The organism is Micromonospora sp. CA-111912, from assembly GCF_050948415.1.
Lineage (GTDB): Bacteria > Actinomycetota > Actinomycetes > Mycobacteriales > Micromonosporaceae > Micromonospora.
The window spans coordinates 6,062,571-6,078,957 of sequence record NZ_CP192007.1 but is presented as its reverse complement, the minus strand read 5'-3'; the positions used below and the strand labels follow the sequence as shown (position 1 = coordinate 6,078,957).

The window sequence follows — 16,387 nt, the reverse complement described above, 5'->3', positions numbered from 1 at the left end:
CGCGGAAGCCGTTTGCGTTTGCCAGGAGCCGGAATCGGAGAAGGTACGTCGGCATGGGTGACAGGTGGTACTCCGAGGCGGTCGTCTACTGCCTCGACATCGACACGTACGCGGACTCCGACGGTGACGGGGTCGGCGACATCCGTGGCCTCATCGGCCGGCTCGACTATCTGGCCCGGCTGGGGGTGACCTGCCTGTGGCTGCACCCGATCCACCCGTCGCCGAACAAGGACGACGGCTACGACGTCACCGACTTCTACAACGTGGACCCCCGCTTCGGCACCCTCGGCGACTTCGCCGAGCTGCTGCACCAGGCGCAGAACCGGGGCATCCGGGTGATCATCGACCTGGTGGTCAACCACACCTCGGACGAGCACCCGTGGTTCCAGTCCGCCCGGTCCTCGCCCGACTCGCCGTACCGGGACTGGTTCGTATGGTCCGACCACGAGCCGGACGACCGGCACCAGGGCATGGTCTTCCCGGGCGAGCAGAAGGAGACGTGGAGCTACGACCGGACCGCCAAGGCCTGGTACTACCACCGGTTCTACAAGTACCAACCCGACCTGAACTTCAACAACCCCGAGGTCCGCGCCGAGGTCAAGAAGATCGTCTCGTTCTGGCTCCAGCTCGGCGTCTCCGGGTTCCGGATGGACGCGGTGCCGTTCATCATCGAGCTGACCGAGCCGGGGAACCCGAACTCGCCGAAGGACTTCGAGTACCTCACCGAGCTGCGCCAGCACATCCAGTGGCGGCGCGGCGACGCCGTCCTGCTCGCCGAGGCCAACGTGGAGCCCGACCAGCTCCCCACCTTCTTCGGCGACGGCAGTGGCTCCGGCAACCGCATCCACATGGTCTTCGACTTCATGCTCAACGGCCGGCTCGTGCTCGCCCTGGCCCGCCAGGACCCGGAGCCGGTGATCGAGGCGCTGCGGGACACCCCGATCCTGCCCACCGGCGGGCAGTGGGCCACCTTCCTACGCAACCACGACGAGATCGACCTGTCCCGGCTCACCACCGAACAGCGCAACCAGGTGTACGCCGAATTCGGCCCCGACGAGGACATGCGGATCTACGACCGGGGCATCCGCCGCAGGCTCGCCCCGATGCTCGGCAACGACCGGCGGCGCGTCGAGCTGGCGTACGCGCTCCAGTTCTCGCTGCGCGGCACGCCGGTGCTGCGCTACGGCGAGGAGATCGGGATGGGCGAGGACCTCTCGCTGCCCGGCCGGGAGGCGATCCGGACCCCGATGCAGTGGTCGTACAAGCCGAACGCCGGCTTCTCCACGGCCGACCCGGAGAAGCTGGTCCGCCCGGTGATCGACAAGGGCGACTTCTCGTACGAGAAGATCAACGTCACCGCCCAGCGCGGCGACCACAAGTCGCTGCTGTCCTGGTTCGAGCGGATGATCCGGACGCTGCGCGAGGCGCCGGAGATCGGCTCCGGCTCGACCACCCACATCGACGTGCCGATGCCGCACGGGGTGCTCGCCCACCGCGCCGACGGCCCGACCGGGACGATGGTCTTCCTGCACAACCTCGGCACCGACGACGTCGAGGTCGACCTCGGAACGCTCGCCGACGAGGCGGACCTGCCGACAGATGTCCTCGCCGACCGCAACTACGACGAGGTGGGCAAGCTCGACTCGCTGAAGCTCGCCGGGTACGGCTACCGCTGGATCCGCCTCTGTCGCGGGGCCGCCTACTGACCCCGGGGTTGGGCTAGGCTCCGATGGTCGCCGTAAGTTACCGGGAGGTAGGCATGTCCGAGGAGCAACGGGTCGCGATCGTCACCGGAGCCGCGCGGGGGATCGGGGCGGCCACCGCCCGCCGGCTGGCCGCCGACGGCCTGGCCGTCGCCGTGGTCGACATCGAGGAGTCGGCCACCAAGGACACCGTGGACGCGATCGTCGCGGCCGGCGGACGGGCCCTCGGCGTCGGCGCGGACGTCTCCGTCCGGGACCAGGTCGAGGCGGCCGTCGAGCGGGTCGCCACCGAGTTGGGCGCGCCGACCGTGCTGGTCAACAACGCCGGCGTGCTCCGGGACAACCTGCTGTTCAAGATGACCGATGCCGACTGGGACACCGTCCTGGGCGTGCACCTGCGCGGCGCGTTCCTGTTCAGCCAGGCCGCCCAGAGGCACATGGTCGAGCGTAAGTGGGGCCGGATCGTCAACCTGTCCAGCACCTCGGCGCTGGGCAACCGGGGCCAGGCCAACTACGCGGCTGCGAAGGCGGGCATGCAGGGCTTCACCAAGACCCTCGCCATCGAGCTGGGCCCGTTCGGGATCACCGTCAACGCGGTCGCCCCCGGGTTCATCGTCACCGACATGACCGCCGCGACCGCCGCCCGGATGAAGGTGGACTTCGAGGCGCTCCAGAAGCACACCGAGTCGGAGATCCCGGTACGCCGGGTGGGCCGCCCGGAGGACGTGGCCCACACCATCTCGTACCTGGCCAGCGAGGGCGCGTCCTTCGTCTCCGGCCAGGTCATCTACGTAGCGGGCGGCCCAAGGTCCTGACCCCACCACCACCCCGCGAATGGCCGCTCTTTCACGGAAAGAGTGGCCATTTCGCATCCCATGCCCACTCTTTCCGTGAAAGAGCGCGGGTGGGGGTGGGGTGGGGTCAGTGGGGGCGGGGGCGGGTGTGCCAGAGCCAGATCAGGCCGAGCACCGGGAGGACCAGCGGGATGTAGCCGTAGCCGCTGCCGAACTGCGACCAGACGGTCTCGTCCGGGAACAGTTCGGCGTCGACCAGGCTGAGGACGCCGACGCCGAGCACCCCGGCCAGCTCCACGGAGCAGCAGGCCAGCGCGACCCGCCGGCCCGCGTGGCCGGCCCGGGCCAGCCCCACCGCGGCCACGATGTAGATCAGCGCGGCCAGCGCCGAGAGCAGGTACGCCACCGGCGCCTCGTCGAACTTCGTGGCGATCTGCAACCCCGCCCGGGACGTCGCGGCGATGGCGAACAGCAGGTACACGGCGATCAGCAACCGGCCCGGCCCGGAATTGGTGGCCAGCCGGGGTGTCTCCGTCTCAACCACCGAGTACCTCCCAGGTCTGTTGGAGCCGGACCACCACGACCGGGGTCACCAGGCAGATCGCGCAGATGATCGCCGACCCCCACCGGGTCGGCTCCATCCGGGCCAGTACCCAGGCCAGTGGCGGCAGGAAGACCAGCGTCACCAGGTAGCCGAAGAACGCGCCAGGCTCGCCCGGCCGCTCGCCGCCGCCGAGCGCGACCAGCGCCGCCACCGTCAGCGCGAGCAGGCCCAGTTCCAGCACAGCCAGGCCGGCGAACTGCACCCGGTCCGGCGACCTGTTGCGCATCGCCGCCACCAGCGCCCACACCGCGAGTACGAGCGACAGCACGATCGTCGTCGTCGCGAGGATCCCGTCCACCGGCGAGCCGGCCGCGGCCATGCTGGTCATCGACAGCACCGGAGTCGGAGTCTCGGTCACCGGGACAGCCTACTAACCGGTGTAGTACTCGCCCCGGCCCGGTACGCCGCCACGCCCGCCGATGTCCGGCCGCGCCCGGTCCGGTGGGTCCGGTCCGGGTCCGCGTCCGGGTCCGGTGGTCCGGCCGCGCCCGGTTCGGTGGGTCCGGCCGGGTCCGGTTCGGGTCCGGTCCGGCGGGTCCGACCGTCCCGGTCCGTGGGCCTGACCTGGTCCGGTCCGGCCCCGCCAGCTGCGTCGGATCGGCCGGGCGACTAGCGTGGATCACGGCCACGGGACCGCCGTGGTCGGCGACGACACCGGGAGTACACGTGCTGCGGTTCGGCTTGTTCGGCACTGGCCACTGGGCCGCGGAGACGCATGCGGCGGCGATCGGCGCGCACCCCCGCGCCGAGCTGGCCGGGGTCTGGGGCCGCAACCCCGACAAGGCGGCGGAGCTGGCGCGGCGGCACGGGGTGCCCGCCTTCACCGAGGTCGACGCGCTGATCGACGCCTGCGACGCGGTCGCCGTGGCGCTGCCCCCGGACGTGCAGGCCGACATCGCCGTCCGAGCCGCCACGGCCGGCCGGCACCTGCTGCTGGACAAGCCGCTGGCGCTCACCCTCGCCGACGCCGACCGGGTGGTCGCCGCGGCCGGGCAGGCCGGCGTCGCCTCCGTGGTGTTCTTCACCCAGCGGTTCCACCCGAACGTGACCGGCTTCCTCGCCTCGACCGCGGCGGCCGGGGGCTGGCAGCACGCCCGGGCGACGATGTTCACGTCCATCTTCCAGCCCGGCAACCCGTACGGCACGTCGCAGTGGCGGCGGGACCGGGGCGCGCTGTGGGACATCGGCCCGCACGCCCTGTCGATCATCCTGCCGGTGCTCGGCCGGGTGACCCGGGTCACGGCCATCGACGGCCCGAGCGGCCTGGTCCACCTGCTGCTCACTCACGACGGCGGGGCGACCAGCACGGTGTCGCTCACCCTCGACGCGCCGCCCGAGGCCGCCACCCGCGACTTCGTCTTCTTCGGGGAGAACGGCGTGCTGGAGGTCCCGCCCGGGGACGGCAACGCGCTGACCGCGCTCTCCACCGCAATCGACCAGCTCGTCGAGGAGATCGACGCCGGTGCCCGGGACCACCGATGCGACGTCCGGTTCGGCCGGGAGGTGGTGGCTGTGCTGGCCGCCGCAGAGACCGCCCGCGCCGAGGGCCGCACCGTCGCCCTCCCGGGCTGACCGGAGGCCGTACCCGCCCGTGCCGGCGTGACGGTTTCGGCCGTGGCGGCTCGTTTGTCAGGCGAGGCCGCTCAGCGCCTGACTCAGCTCGGTCGGAGAGCTGAACTCCCCGGCCGGCAGTGCGCGGAGCATCTGCAACACCTCCGTGCTGGCGCCGTTCTCCTGCCCCCAACGGACCAGGTCCTCCCGGGAGGCCGGGTAGTCGAGCCCGGCCAGGTACTCCTGCAACTCCGTTCCGCTGACCGTCATACCAGCCCACTACCCGCTGCACCGCAGGACATGCCCGCTCGACTCGGGACCGACGGGGCGGGCGGGTAGGTGGTCCGCGTCGTCCGCAGGGGGCGGGGCCCGGCGGCGGTCGGTTTGCCCCGAACGGGGCCGGGTAGCCGCGGACATGCTGGTACAGCGGCTCGGCGCGCCGAGCGACTTCGATCCGTTGCTGGAGCGGATCCGGGACGCCCGGATCGTGATGATCGGCGAGGCGACGCACGGCACCCACGACTACTACCGGCTACGCGAGCAGCTCACCCGGCGGCTCATCGCCGAGCGGGGCTTCTCCTTCGTCGCGGTGGAGGGGGACTGGCCCGACTGCGAGCGGGTGCACCGGTCGGTCACGGCCGCCCCGAACGGCCTCGCCGACCCGCAGACCGCCCTGGAGCGCTTCGAACGCTGGCCGACGTGGATGTGGGCCAACGCCGAGGTGGCCCGGTTCTGCCGCTGGCTGCGGGCGTGGAACCTGGAGCAGCCGGTCCAACGGCGGGCCGGCTTCCACGGCCTGGACGTCTACAGCCTCTGGGAGTCCATGCAGGCGATCTTCGACTACCTGGGCGAGGAGGACCCGACTTCGCTGGAGGCCGCGCAGGAGGCGTACCGGTGCTTCGAGCCGTACGGGCGGCGGGTCGAGGAGTACGGCGCGGCGAGCCGGTTCGTCTCGGCCCGCTGCGAGGAGGAGGTGATCAAGCTGCTGGCGCGTACCCGGGAACGGGCCGCCTCGGACGGCCCGGACCGCTTCTCGGCCTGGCAGAACGCGGAGGTGGTGGCCGGCGCGGAGCGCTACTACCGGGCGATGGTGGCGGGCGGCCCGGAGTCGTGGAACGTGCGGGACATCCACATGGCGGACACCCTGGACCGGCTGCTGGACTTCCACGGCCCGGACGCCCGGGGTGTCGTCTGGGCGCACAACACCCACGTCGGCGACGCCCGGGCCACCGACATGGCCGCCGACGGGCTGGTCAACATCGGCCAGTTGGCCCGGGAGCGGCACGGGGCGGACGACGTGGTGCTGGTCGGCTTCGGCAGCTACCGGGGGACGGCGGTGGCGGCTCCCCGGTGGGGGTCGCCCGCCGAGGCGATGGTGGTGCCGCCGGCCCGGCCCGGTTCGGTCGAGCGGCGGCTGCACGAGCTGATGCCGGAGCGCGCGGTGCTGGTCTTCGGCGGCCCGGACCAGCCCGGCTGGGTCACCGAGGAGCACGACCATCGGGCGATCGGCGTGGTCTACGACCCGACCTTCGAGTCCTGGGGCAACTACGTGCCGACCCGGCTGGGCGAGCGCTACGACGCCTTCGTCTGGTGCGACGACACCACCGCGCTGCACCCGCTGCCCGCGCTCACCTCGTTCGGGGAGATGGAGACGTACCCGGCGGGGGTCTGAGCCGGACGGCCCCGCACCGCCGGGTCAGCGGCGGTGCGGGGCCCGGGCCGGACCGGTCAGGCGTCGGCCGGCTTCTTCTCGGCGAGGTGGGCTCGCAGCCCCTCGCCCTCGATGTCCACGTTGGGCAGCAGCCGGTCGAGCCAGCGGGGGATCCACCAGGCCGCCTTGCCGAGCAGCGACATCACCGCCGGGACGATGGTCATCCGGACCACGAAGGCGTCGATGGCCACGCCGATGGCCAGCGCGAAGCCCATCGACTTGATGATCGGGTCTTCGAGGAAGACGAAGCCGCCGAACACCGCCATCATGATCAGCGCGGCGGCCGTGACCACCCGGGCGCCGTGGCCCATGCCGTTGACGGTGGCCTGCTGCGCGGTGTCGCCGTGCACGAAGTCCTCCCGCATCCGGGAGACCAGGAAGACCTCGTAGTCCATGGCCAGGCCGAACAGGATGCCGATGAGCAGGATCGGCAGGAAGCTGACCAGCGGGCCCGGGGTGTCCAGGCCGACCAGGTCGGCCAGGTGCCCCTGTTGGAAGATCGCGACGGTGATGCCGAACGTCGCGGCGACCGTGAGCAGGAAGCCCAGGGCGGCCTTGACCGGCACCAGGATCGACCGGAACACCAGCATCAGCAGCAGGATCGACAGGCCGACGACGAGCACCAGGTAGACCGGCAGCGCGTCGGAGAGCTTCTCCGACACGTCGATGCCGATCGCGGTCGCGCCGGTCAGCAGCACGTCCGCGCCGGTGACGCCGGAGACCCGCTGGCGGATGTCGTGCACCAGGTTCTCGGTGGCCTCGTCGGTCGGACCACTCTTGGGGATGACCCCGAGCAGCACGGTGCGCCCGGTCCGGTCGGTCTGCGGCGGGGCCACCGCGAGCACCCCGTCTGTCTGCTGGACGAGCTGCGCGACCTGCGGTACGGCGGCGGCCGTGGCCTGCGGCGAGTCGGACGTGACGAGCACCGCGAGCCGGCCGGTGAAGCCCGGCCCGAAGCCCTCCCGGACCAGCTCGCTGTTCACCCGGGCCGGCGACCCGGCCGCGGCGGTGCTGGCGTCCGGCAGGGCCAGCCGCATGTCGGGGGCGGGCAGCGCGAGCAGGCCCAGGCCGAGCAGGGCGACCAGGATCACCGGTACGCGCAGCCGGGTGACCAGGCGTGCCCAGCGGAACCCGAAGCCGGACCGGTCCTCCGCCGCAGCCGCCGCCTCGGGGGTCTCGGTCGGGTCCGCGCCGTTGGCCGCCACCCCGGTCTTGCGCAGCTTGCGGGGGAGCACCCGGGTGCCGGCGAAGCCGAGCAGGGCCGGGGCGAGGGTGATCGCGACCAGCACGGCGACGGTCACCGTGCCGGCGGCGGCCAGGCCCATCACGGTCAGGAACGGGATCCGCACCACCGCGAGGCCGGCCAGCGCGATGACCACGGTGGCGCCGGCGAAGACCACCGCCGAGCCGGCGGTGCCGACCGCCCGGCCGACGGCCTCCTCGGGGGACAGCCCCTCCAGCAGGTTCTGCCGGTGCCGGGAGGTGATGAACAGCGAGTAGTCGATGCCGACCGCCAGGCCGAGCATCAGGGCGAGGATCGGCGCGGTGCTGGTCAGCTCGATGACGCTGCTGAGCGCGAACAGGCCGGCCATGCCGACGCCGACGCCGATCAGCGCGTTGAGCATGGTCATCCCGGCCGCGACCAGTGAGCCGAACGTGATGACCAGGACGACCGCCGCCACCAGCACGCCCAGCGCCTCGGTCGAGCCGATCTCCGGCTCGCCGCCCAGCACCTCGCCGCCCGGGGCGATCTGCCAGCCCTGCGCCTCGGCCTGCGCGCCCACCTTCTCGTACGCGTCGCGCTGGGCGTCGGTGACGTCGTCGGCGCGGCCGGCGAACTGCACCTGGATCAGCGCGTACCGGCCGTCCGGGGTGATCGCCTGGGCCTGGTACGGGTCGACAGCCCCGACCACGCCGGGCAGGGTGGCCGCCTCCTGGGTCACCTGCTTGACCAGGGCCTGCCCCTGGGGCGTGGCGAGTTGGCCGTCCGCCGGAGCCTTCACGGCGATGGTGCCGGTGGCCCCGCTGGCCTCCGGGAACCGCTCGCTGAGCAGGTCGATCGCCTGCTGCGACTCGGTGCCGGGCATGGTGAAGTTGCTCGTTGTCGGGCCGCGCAGCGTCGCCGCGGCGAGGCCGAGGCCGACGAGCACGACGAGCCAGACGACGGCGACGAGCCGTCGGCGGCGCAGCGAGGCTCGGCCGAGCCGGTACAACAGGGTCGCCATCAGATTCTTGTCCTCGATCGTTGGTGAACTGGACGGTGGTGGAGTCAGTCGGGAGGTGCCAGTGCCCGCCGGACCAGGCCGAGCAGGGCGTCGCGCAGCTCGTCGTCGGCGACGTCGCCGAACTCGCCGCACGTCTCGGCGATCCCGGCGAGGACGACCAGCGCCGCGATCCGGGCCGCCGAGCGCGCCGAGTGGCCGGCGAGGGCCGCGATCAGCCGCTCGGAGAGCTGGTGTATGTGCGCGAACTCCGGCTGCTGGAGCAGCTCGGGGAACTCCCCGCGGAGCAGCGCGATCTCCCGCCGGAAGTTCACCGCGAGGTTCACGAAGCCCTCGCCGGCGACCCGCTGGGCATCCGGGCCGGTCAGCCCGGCGTACCGGTCGTCCAGCTCGTGCAGCGCCGTGATCGCCGGGGCCATCAGCTCGCTGAGCAGGGCCTCCTTGTTGGCGAAGTGGTAGAGCACGGTGGCCTTGGAGACGCCCACCTCGCGGGCGATGTCCTGCAACGAGGTGCCCTTGTATCCGGTCACGGCGAACCGCCGCGCCGCCGCGGCGAGAATCTCGGCGTGCGTCTCCGGTACCACCCGAGCCATGTCGGCCACCTCCCGCCCACCAGCATGCCTGACCGATCGGTCAGGCCCTGACCGATCGGTCAGAGAAGTCGGGTAACGTTCGCCACAACCAGCCGTTCCAGGGTTCCCTGTACCCGTTCGTCACCATCCGACACCGATGCCGGATCGGATCCGGGCACGTCGGGCGAGAAGACACGGCTCTTTCGAAGTACAGCCGTCGCCCCGACGGCTGCCATGATGCGGTGATGACCGAAAACTCATCGACTCTCGCCGAGCGCGCTGACGCGCTGCGCGCCCTGCACAAGACCGGCGACCCGCTGGTCCTGCCCAACGCCTGGGACGCCGGGTCCGCCCGGGCCGTCGCCGCGGCCGGCTTCCCCGTCGTCGCCACCAGCAGCGCTGCGGTCGCCGAGTCCCTCGGATACGCCGACGGCGAGGCCACCCCGGTCGACGAGATGTTCGCCGCCGTCTCCCGGATCGCCCGCGCCGTGCCGGTCCCGGTCACCGCCGACCTGGAGCGGGGGTACGGTCTGAGCCCGGCTGAGCTGGTCGAGCGGATGATCGCCGCAGGCGTGGTCGGCTGCAACCTGGAGGACTCCGACCCGCGCACCGGGGCGCTGTACGACGCCGAGGAGCAGGCCGACCTGCTTGCCGCCGTCCGGGCCGCGGCCGACGCGGCCGGGGTGCCGCTGGTGCTCAACGCCCGGATCGACCTGTACCTGCGTGAGGCCGGCGATCCGGCGGGGCGTACCGCCGAGGCGGTCCGCCGGGCCCGGCGCTATCGCGCCGCCGGGGCGGACTGCGTCTACCCGATCTTCCTGACCGACCCGGAGCAGATCGCGGAGTTCGTGGCCGGCGCGGACGCCCCGGTGAACCTGGTCTTCAGGCCCGACGCCCCGAGTCTGGCGGAGTTGGCCCGGCTCGGCGCGGCCCGGGTCAGCTACGGCGCTGGCCCGTACGCGGCGATCAAGGCGCGGACCGCCGCGCTGCTCGACGCGGTCCGGGCCGGCAAGAACCCGTACGCCCCGCCTTCGGCGTAGGGGCACCTTGTCGACGCCCGCGTCCCGGTTCCGGTTGCCCCCGGGCGGCCGGGCCGGGAGGGTGGGGTGATGAGCAGCGCGGAGCAGACCCGGGACGGGGTGTCGCTGACCAACCTCGACCAGCCGCTGGCCCCGGAGATCGGGGCGACCAAGCGGGACCTGGTGGACTACCTCGACGCGGTGCACGGGCGGCTGGTCCCGCACCTGCGGGACCGGCCGCTGTCGGTGGTGCGGGTGCTGCGCGGTCAGCCCCCGTTCATGCAGAAAAACCTGCCGAAGTACACCCCGGCCTGGGTGCGTCGGGCAACGGTCTGGGCCGAGGCGTCGCACCGCGAGGTGTCGTACGCCCTCTGCGACGACCGGCGGACGCTGCTGTGGTTCGCCAACCAGCGGGCCGTGGAGTACCACCCGACCCTGGCCACCGTCGAGCGCCCGGGCCACCCGACCCACCTCGTGCTGGACCTCGACCCGCCGGAGGGGGCCGCCTTCGGCGCGGTCGTGGCCGTCGCCCGGCTGGTCCGGCAGGCGCTGGCCGACGCCAGGCTCTCCGGGGCGGTCAAGACCAGCGGGGCGAAAGGGCTGCACGTGTTCGTTCCGGTGGAGCCGGGCACGGGCGCCGAGGAGCTGGCCGCAGCCACCCGCGCCCTGGCCGTCCGGGCCGAACGGCTGGACCCGGCGCTCGCCACCACCGCCTTCATCCGCGAGGACCGGGGCGGCCGGGTCTTCGTCGACTCCACCAGGGCGGGCGGGGCGACCGTGGTGGCCGCGTACAGCCCTCGGCTGCGCCCGGGACTGCCGGTGTCCTTCCCGGTCGGCTGGGACGACCTCGACGCGGTCGCCCCGGCCGACTTCACCGTGCGGACCGTCCCCGCCCTGGTCGCCGACGGTGACCCGTGGGCCGGGTCGATGCCGCCACCCCAGCGCCTTCCCGCCGACCTGGTGGAGCAGGGGCGGGGCATCCCGATCGCCAGGGTGCAGGCCATGCACGAGGGTAAGCGCCGCGCCCGCGCCCGGCGCGCCGAGGAACAGGGAGCCGGTCCCGGCCCCGCCGCCCGCCCCCGTTGACCGGCGGGGCGAGCGGCGCGCCACCGGATGGTCAGCCCACGGCGATGCCGTGCAGCAGGCCGTCCTGGTCGCCGACGAGGAGCATGTCGCCGATGACGACCGGCGGGCTGTAGCAGTACGCGGTGGTGGTGAGCTGGAGCCGGGTCCGGACCGACCCGGTGGTGAGGTCGAGGCCGACAAGCAGGCCGGTGGTGGTCGGGGTCCACGCGACGTTGCCGTGGATCGCCGCGCCGGTGTTGACCGGGCGGGCGCCGAGGCCGGTGGTCCACCGGGCCTGGCCGGTGGCCGGGTCCACCCGGGAGGCGGTGCGACCGCCGTCGTCGAACATGAGCACGTCGCCGTTGTCGAGCAGCAGCTTGGGTGCGTAGATGTAGGAGCCGGCCATCGACCAGCGGGGCTCGCCGGTGGCGGGGTCGAGCGCGAACGCGTTGGTCACGGTGGACACCAGGAGCAGGCCGTTGGAGAGCACCTCCAGGGTGTCCGCCCAGGGTCCGTAGATGAGGCGGCTGTAGGCGGTGGCGCGGGTGGTGGTCGAGAACGACCACAGCGCGGCACCGGTTCGGGCGTCGTGGGCGTAGACGTTTCCGTCCCCGGCGCCGGCGTAGACGCGGGCACCGTCGCTGGCCGCGCGCCCGGCGAACATGCCTCGTCCGGCCACGTTCCACACCGTCTCGCCCGAGCGCGCGTCGAGGGCCTGCCGGGTCTGGCCGGCGGAGAGGACGACCAGGGTGCGGCCGTCGACCGTGGTCACCAGCGGGCTGCCGAGCACCGGGGCACCGGCGTCGTGGGCGAACCGGCGCCGGCCGGTGGCCGGGTCGAGGGCGTAGAGGCGGTGGTCGTCGGAGGGGACGTAGACGGTCCCGCCGTCGGGGGCGAACGCCGGCCGGCCGTGCACCGGGCCGATCCGGGTCTGCCAGCGCCGCTGCAGCCCACGGCGGGTGGGTCGGGCGCCGATGACGGTCCCGCCGGTGGTCGCGGCGACCAGCAGATCGTCCCGGGCGGCGAGGCCGGCCTGCACCGGTGCGCCGAGCTGTTCGCTCCAGCGCAGTCGCCGACCGGCGTCGGGGAGGGCGAAGGTGCGGGTCTGCTCGTGCCAGGCGCCGTCGGCGTCGGTGACCCGTACGGTCATCCGGTGCTCGCCGGGCGGCAGCGTGGTGATGTCCAGGCCACCGGTGTAGCGGCGGCCGGCGCCGTCGGCGGCCAGGTTCCGCCACTGGCCGGCGTCCTTGAGCCCGTAGGTGTGCTGCGGGTAGAGCTTGGCCTGCACGTTGGCGGCCCGGGCGTGCGGGGAGAGTCGTACCGACACGGCGAGCGCGGCGCCGGCCGGGTCGAGCGAGACCGCCTGGGGTCGCTGCTCCGCGGCGATCCGCGGGCCGGCGAGCGGAATGTCCAGCACCGGCCGGGACACGGGACTGCCGTCGGCGGCCCGCTGCACGGCCGTCACCTTCAGCACCGGGCCGTCGGACCCGACCGTGCGCTGCACCCAGTAGTAGATCGGCGCGCCACGGGTGTCGTCGACCGCCAGCTGGGTCACCCCGTTGAACCGTTGTACCTGCTCGTCGTGCACGTGCCCGGCGAACATGGCCCGCACGTTGTAGCGGTCGAGCAGCTTCAGCAGCCGCTCCTGGTCGGAGACGTAGTAGTTGTCGCCACCGAACGGGAAGTGGCACAGCAGCACGATCGGCACCCCGGCCGCGACCTTGTCCAGGTCGCGGGTCAGCCACTGGATGCCGGACTCGCCGAACCCGCCCGGCTCCTGGAGCAGGTGGCTCGGGTCCAGCGCCACGAAGTGCAGGCCGTCGAAGTCGAACGAGTACCGGGTCGGCCCGAACAGCGATCCGTACCGTTTACCGGCGGTGCTGTCCCACCGCCAGTCGTGGTTGCCCGGCACGTGCCGGATCCGGGGCCGCAACGCCGCTGGGATGGTGCCCAGATAGGTGTCGTACTCGGCTACCGAGCCGTGTTCGACGAGGTCTCCGACGTGGCAGACGATCGGCGCGTTCGCCGCGGCGATCTGCTGGTACACCCAGCGCACCCCCTCGGTCCGCTCCGGAAGGTCCACGTCGATCTGCGTGTCGCCCAGCAGGGCGAACCCCGACGACCACGGCCCGCCCGGCTTGCCCTGCACGGGCGAGCCGGCCGTCGCGGGCGAACCGCCGACCACCGCGCCGGTGGCCGCCGCGGTGACCGCGCCGACGCCCAGGCCGAGCAACCGGCGTCGGTCCATCGAGAGACGGGCATGGTCCTGAGCTGGCAGCGATGGCATGGTCTGTTCCTTCCGGCGGGCTCGCTTGGAATGCCGGGGAGTTTGGCACGGGCCCAACCGCCTGACCAACGGTTCTCCGGCAGATTCCATGCGATTCCGCAGGGAACCGTCAAGCTTGCTGGACGCGTGGTGGGTTCCTTGCAATCGTTGCCTCGTTGGCGTGGGCCCTTGACCGACGTGGGGGTTCCGGCCGGCGGCCGGGAAGGCGATACCGCCGAGCAGCGGCTACCCGGCGGTGCCGGCCCCGCCCAACCTGGAGACGGTGGAGGGGCCGGCGGGGCGACCAACTGGTGAGGTCGCGTCGGTTGAACGCGGTGACGACGACGGACACCAGGAGTGTGATGGCTGCGGCGAGGATGCCCACATCGGCCCACTGGAAGCCGTTCTTGAGTGGCTCTCGAAGCGGTGGACGGCCTGACTGCGCAGCAGGGCGACGATGTCGAGGGCAACGGGGTGGCCCTCGCGGATGATCCCGACCCGGTCGGAGACCGCTTCGACCTCGGTCATGATGTGCGAGGACATGAACACGGTCTGCCCGGCGGCCTTGGCATCGCGAACCAGGTCGAGGAACGTCTGCTGCACCAGCGGATCCAGGCCGGAGGTCGGCTCGTCGAGGATCAGCAGATCCGGCTGGTGCATGAACGCCTGCACCAGGCCGTGTTGAGATCACCTCACTGCCGTACCAGTGGATCGAGCCCGGCGTCCGCGTCCTCGTTTGAGTATTGATCCTTTTCGCACCCGGGGTGCTGAGCGCGCACGCGAGCGTTTGATCGTGCCCGATTACGCAGCATCGAGGACGACGATGTTCGATCAGCTATTGCAAACTCTCTTTCCTGCTTGGATACTTGTGGAGTATATTTACCTCTACGAATGGATGAGTGCATGATTCACCCCCACCGTGGCAGCCGCGCCTTCGTAGCAGGGTTCGGGGCGGTTGTTCTTTCCCTGAGCCTGCTGGTGTGGCCATCCGCCGGAGCGACGGCACAGCCGGACATCGCCGATCCGAACGGCAAGGCAGCGAACCAGGCTAGCTACCATCAGCTGCAGAACCCAGACACCAATATGTGCCTGACACTCTATAACGGTAACGCGTACGATGGCGCCCCGTTGGTCGTTATGCCATGCGACCCTGCGGTCGAAAATAACTTGTGGACACTTGCCGGTGAAGATAGCATTATTGTGAGCCAAGCCGACACTACTAGGTGCGTCGACGTCTACGGCGGTACAGCCGCCGACGGAACTTCCGTGGTCAATTGGGGGTGCCACGGTTTGACGAATCAACAATGGACCCTTACCAACGACGGAAGGCTTTTGAGCAGCTTGACTGGCGGCCCTTGGTGTCTCACTATCTACGGGGAGAGCCCGTCCGCCGGGGCGATCGTCATCCTGAAAACGTGCCCGGGAGCAACTTCGTCGCCTTCGCCAGCCCCATCCCCATCCCCATCCCCATCGCCGTCTGCGCCGCCGGCGATGGATCTTGCTTTGTGGAAATACGTTTAAAGGAAGAGCGTCCCAAGGGGACAATCAACCGCGTGTGGCGGTGGGCACGGTCGGCGACGTTCACGCCCGAGGTGCAAGCCTCACCGCTAGCACGCACCCCGTATGACCTGCGGCACGCCGCCGTGTCGACCTGGCTCAACGGGGGAGTCCCACCAACCCAGGTAGCCGAGTGGGCTGGGCAGTCGGTAGAGGTGCCGCTGAGGATCTACGCCAAGTGCCTCGACGGCGGTGACGCCGCCATCAGGCAGCGCATCGAGCGAGCGCTTGGCCATGACCCCGACGCCCGCCCGAACTTTGGCACGCATCTGGCACAGACATCCGCCACGGGCCGCTGACGGCCGGACACAGCCGGACACACGATTAAGGCCCCTGACCGGGTTTTCCCTGGTCAGGGGCCTTTTCGTGCTGGTCAGAGCTTCCTTAGCAAGTGTGCCCCCGGCAGGATTCGAACCTGCGCCACCGCCTCCGGAGGGCGGTGCTCTATCCCCTGAGCTACGGGGGCTCGGCGACTGGAGAAGACTAGCAAACGTCCCCGACGATCGCCGAATTGGTATCCGGTGATCGACTTCGTGTCGCCGACGTGGCGGTGCCGGGCCGCCCGGCCGTCAGGCTGCGGCCGCGCGCCCGCAGCTCGGCAGCGGGCGCAGCGCGATCCGCCGGGGCAGCCGGCGCGGCCACTCGTTCCTCGGCCAGGAGCCGTCGACGATGAGGTGCACGGGCCGCTCCTCGGCCCCGCTGAGCCGCAGGACGAAGTCCCGGGGCAGCGGCGGGTCGACCGACGGGGTGGTCACCATGAACCGGACCCGGCCCCGGGACGAGACGGCGGAGACCACGTCGGCCGCCGGCATCGTCCCGCGCAGCCGTACCCGGCCGAGCCAGTAGACCTCGGCCAGGTGCTCCTGGGCGGCCCGGGTGATCGCCGGGTACTCCAGGCGCACCCAGCGCTCGACCGCGCTGACGCAGAGGCCGCAGGCGCGCTCGCGCGGCTCGCGCGGCCCCAACCCCCAGGCCCGCAGGTACGCCCCGACGGCGCCGACGTCCATCGCCGGGTCGAAGCGGCGCTGGATGAGCGTGGTGAGGCTCTGCCGCGTCCACAGCTCCTCGTCCAAGCCGAACTCGTCGGGGTGGACGCCCCGCAGGACGTCGATGAGTTCCAGCTCCTGTTCGCGGCTGAGCGTTCCCGGCTCGCCCTGCCGCTGTCCGCGACGGACGGCTGCCACCGTTCCGTCACCGCCGATGGTGTGGCGCCGGCACCAGCTGGTGACCGAGCGCCCTGCGTCTCTGAGTGCAACCCCCACGTCCTGCGCAACGAGCCCGAATCGCTACTGGTCACGATATGTGGGTAGAAAAGTCCATCAA

Annotated in this window: 16 protein-coding genes and 1 tRNA gene; 8 read left to right on the top strand and 9 right to left on the bottom strand. The window is 71.8% G+C overall.

Features of this window, described 5'->3' with window-relative positions; genetic code table 11:
• The first annotated feature begins 53 nt into the window (after window positions 1–53).
• Window positions 54–1,706 carry an alpha-amylase family protein gene (locus ACQPZO_RS25475; RefSeq protein ID WP_433344486.1) on the top strand — a complete coding sequence of 551 codons (1,653 nt, stop codon included), beginning with the start codon at window positions 54–56 and terminating at the stop codon, window positions 1,704–1,706.
• Between the two features lie 53 nt (window positions 1,707–1,759).
• Window positions 1,760–2,518: a 3-oxoacyl-ACP reductase FabG gene (gene fabG, locus ACQPZO_RS25470; RefSeq protein WP_433344485.1), complete on the top strand. Its 759-nt coding sequence runs from the start codon at window positions 1,760–1,762 to the stop codon at window positions 2,516–2,518.
• Between the two features lie 106 nt (window positions 2,519–2,624).
• Here fabG and ACQPZO_RS25465 read toward each other — a convergent pair whose 3' ends face one another.
• Complete coding sequence (locus ACQPZO_RS25465) at window positions 2,625–3,041, bottom strand: hypothetical protein (protein WP_433344484.1); 417 nt, start codon at window positions 3,039–3,041, stop codon at window positions 2,625–2,627.
• Window positions 3,034–3,429, bottom strand: a complete 396-nt coding sequence (locus ACQPZO_RS25460) for a hypothetical protein (protein ID WP_433351245.1) — start codon at window positions 3,427–3,429, stop codon at window positions 3,034–3,036. Before ACQPZO_RS25460 ends, ACQPZO_RS25465 begins: the two co-directional genes overlap by 8 nt.
• Window positions 3,430–3,770: 341 nt before the next feature.
• Here ACQPZO_RS25460 and ACQPZO_RS25455 point away from each other — a divergent pair, with 341 nt between their 5' ends.
• Complete coding sequence (locus ACQPZO_RS25455; RefSeq protein ID WP_433351243.1) at window positions 3,771–4,673, top strand: Gfo/Idh/MocA family protein; 903 nt, start codon at window positions 3,771–3,773, stop codon at window positions 4,671–4,673.
• Window positions 4,674–4,730: 57 nt separating this feature from the next.
• Here ACQPZO_RS25455 and ACQPZO_RS25450 read toward each other — a convergent pair whose 3' ends face one another.
• The gene (locus ACQPZO_RS25450) at window positions 4,731–4,922 is read right to left on the bottom strand and encodes a DUF2795 domain-containing protein (RefSeq protein ID WP_433344483.1); all 192 of its coding nucleotides are present in this window, start codon (window positions 4,920–4,922) and stop codon (window positions 4,731–4,733) included.
• Window positions 4,923–5,067: 145 nt separating this feature from the next.
• On the opposite strand from ACQPZO_RS25450, the gene ACQPZO_RS25445 reads away from it, so the two are divergent.
• Window positions 5,068–6,324 (top strand): erythromycin esterase family protein, encoded by a 1,257-nt coding sequence (locus ACQPZO_RS25445; RefSeq protein ID WP_433344482.1) that lies wholly within the window; start codon window positions 5,068–5,070, stop codon window positions 6,322–6,324.
• A 56-nt stretch (window positions 6,325–6,380) separates the two neighbouring features.
• On the opposite strand, the gene ACQPZO_RS25440 is transcribed toward ACQPZO_RS25445, so the two are convergent.
• Together ACQPZO_RS25440 and ACQPZO_RS25435 are read right to left on the bottom strand one after the other, a co-directional pair.
• On the bottom strand, window positions 6,381–8,588 hold the full coding sequence (locus ACQPZO_RS25440; protein WP_433344481.1) for an MMPL family transporter: 2,208 nt from the start codon (window positions 8,586–8,588) through the stop codon (window positions 6,381–6,383).
• Between the two features lie 44 nt (window positions 8,589–8,632).
• Complete coding sequence (locus tag ACQPZO_RS25435) at window positions 8,633–9,178, bottom strand: TetR/AcrR family transcriptional regulator (RefSeq protein WP_433344480.1); 546 nt, start codon at window positions 9,176–9,178, stop codon at window positions 8,633–8,635.
• Window positions 9,179–9,402: 224 nt separating this feature from the next.
• Here ACQPZO_RS25435 and ACQPZO_RS25430 point away from each other — a divergent pair, with 224 nt between their 5' ends.
• Both ACQPZO_RS25430 and ligD read left to right on the top strand, forming a co-directional pair.
• The gene (locus ACQPZO_RS25430) at window positions 9,403–10,197 is read left to right on the top strand and encodes an isocitrate lyase/PEP mutase family protein (RefSeq protein WP_433344479.1); all 795 of its coding nucleotides are present in this window, start codon (window positions 9,403–9,405) and stop codon (window positions 10,195–10,197) included.
• Window positions 10,198–10,266: 69 nt separating this feature from the next.
• The gene (ligD, locus tag ACQPZO_RS25425; protein WP_433344478.1) at window positions 10,267–11,262 is read left to right on the top strand and encodes a non-homologous end-joining DNA ligase; all 996 of its coding nucleotides are present in this window, start codon (window positions 10,267–10,269) and stop codon (window positions 11,260–11,262) included.
• 31 nt (window positions 11,263–11,293) lie between these two features.
• Here ligD and ACQPZO_RS25420 read toward each other — a convergent pair whose 3' ends face one another.
• The gene (locus ACQPZO_RS25420; RefSeq protein WP_433344477.1) at window positions 11,294–13,528 is read right to left on the bottom strand and encodes a PQQ-binding-like beta-propeller repeat protein; all 2,235 of its coding nucleotides are present in this window, start codon (window positions 13,526–13,528) and stop codon (window positions 11,294–11,296) included.
• Window positions 13,529–13,753: 225 nt separating this feature from the next.
• The gene (locus ACQPZO_RS25415; protein ID WP_433344476.1) at window positions 13,754–14,167 is read right to left on the bottom strand and encodes an AAA family ATPase; all 414 of its coding nucleotides are present in this window, start codon (window positions 14,165–14,167) and stop codon (window positions 13,754–13,756) included.
• Window positions 14,168–14,398: 231 nt separating this feature from the next.
• Here ACQPZO_RS25415 and ACQPZO_RS25410 point away from each other — a divergent pair, with 231 nt between their 5' ends.
• Together ACQPZO_RS25410 and ACQPZO_RS25405 are read left to right on the top strand one after the other, a co-directional pair.
• Window positions 14,399–15,028: an RICIN domain-containing protein gene (locus ACQPZO_RS25410; protein WP_433344475.1), complete on the top strand. Its 630-nt coding sequence runs from the start codon at window positions 14,399–14,401 to the stop codon at window positions 15,026–15,028.
• The gene (locus ACQPZO_RS25405; protein WP_433351402.1) at window positions 14,923–15,363 is read left to right on the top strand and encodes a hypothetical protein; all 441 of its coding nucleotides are present in this window, start codon (window positions 14,923–14,925) and stop codon (window positions 15,361–15,363) included. The genes ACQPZO_RS25410 and ACQPZO_RS25405 overlap by 106 nt, the downstream gene beginning before the upstream one ends.
• Window positions 15,364–15,458: 95 nt before the next feature.
• Here ACQPZO_RS25405 and ACQPZO_RS25400 read toward each other — a convergent pair.
• Together ACQPZO_RS25400 and ACQPZO_RS25395 are read right to left on the bottom strand one after the other, a co-directional pair.
• A tRNA-Arg gene (locus ACQPZO_RS25400) sits at window positions 15,459–15,530 on the bottom strand.
• A gap of 103 nt (window positions 15,531–15,633) precedes the next feature.
• Window positions 15,634–16,326 (bottom strand): winged helix-turn-helix domain-containing protein, encoded by a 693-nt coding sequence (locus tag ACQPZO_RS25395; RefSeq protein WP_433344474.1) that lies wholly within the window; start codon window positions 16,324–16,326, stop codon window positions 15,634–15,636.
• Window positions 16,327–16,387 lie beyond the last annotated feature (61 nt).